This is a genomic window from Bartonella sp. AC535YNZD (assembly GCF_042196625.1).
Classification (GTDB): Bacteria; Pseudomonadota; Alphaproteobacteria; order Rhizobiales; family Rhizobiaceae; genus Bartonella.
On sequence record NZ_JBHIQP010000068.1, the window covers coordinates 1 to 811 of the forward strand.

2 protein-coding genes are annotated in these 811 nt (G+C 48.0%); both read right to left on the minus strand.

Going from position 1 to position 811, the window contains the following annotated elements; translation table 11 throughout:
• Nucleotides 1-159: 159 nt before the first annotated feature.
• Nucleotides 160-375, minus strand: coding sequence for a hypothetical protein (locus ACFIM8_RS09200; protein WP_375614840.1), 216 nt, complete (start codon nucleotides 373-375; stop codon nucleotides 160-162).
• Nucleotides 368-706 (minus strand): hypothetical protein, encoded by a 339-nt coding sequence (locus ACFIM8_RS09205; RefSeq protein WP_375614841.1) that lies wholly within the window; start codon nucleotides 704-706, stop codon nucleotides 368-370. The genes ACFIM8_RS09200 and ACFIM8_RS09205 overlap by 8 nt, the downstream gene beginning before the upstream one ends.
• Nucleotides 707-811: the final 105 nt, after the last annotated feature.

Below are 811 nucleotides of genomic sequence, written 5' to 3' on the forward strand. Positions count from 1 at the left end.
CCATCTCTGTTTCTAACTTTTGCACACGCTCTTTAAGCGCCGTGATATCTTTCAGCATTTCCCGCGCACCTGAAGAAAAATAGGCTCTCAAAACCCCACAAATCGCAATAACCGATAACAATAAAGACAACCAGCGCTTGGCAACACTGATATAAAAATTCACTTAAAAGTGCCCTCTCTTTTGACTAAAATCGCCCGCTCCACAGCTTGTCTGCGTTGTTCGCAGATCAGTAAAGCAGCACGATCACGCCCCCAATAGTGCACCACTTCGCGCGCATTCAAAGCACGCTCTGGCAATAAAGCTGGGCGGGCACACGCCATGCGAACAACAGGCGGCAATTCAACCGATAAAAAATGATAAGAAAGGCTACCCACCGGCTTGTGTGTTGAGCAAGCGCACACGCTCAAGCCCAATGCCACCGCCAGTAACCGGCAACTTCTCATTGACTTCCTCCATTTTCACAAGCTTTTGTTCCAAAGCCGAAATCACCCCTTGCGCTCGATGCTCAGCTTCCAATGCTGCTTGACTTTGTCTCTCCTGCGCAAGCTGTGCACGTACAGAAGCCTTAGCAATCTCCAACTGCCAATACAAATCACGCGCCTTTTCCGCCTTTAAAACTTGCACTTTCATAAAGCCAAAAGCCGCCAACATCACACTGACCAAAAAAAGCAGACCAAAAGACAGTTTTGAAACAGGGCTAAACATTGCTTTTATCTCCCCACCTCGTTATCTCCACCCCATCATAGGAGCTGCTATGCCGCTTATGGGAATGCTTCCTATTGGAAAAATCCAACGAGCCAAAGCCACGAT

Coding starts and splice junctions, on each gene's coding strand:
- ACFIM8_RS09205 (WP_375614841.1), bottom strand. CDS start 706: ATGTTTAGCCCTGTTTCAAAACTGTCTTTTGGTCTGCTTTTTTTGGTC.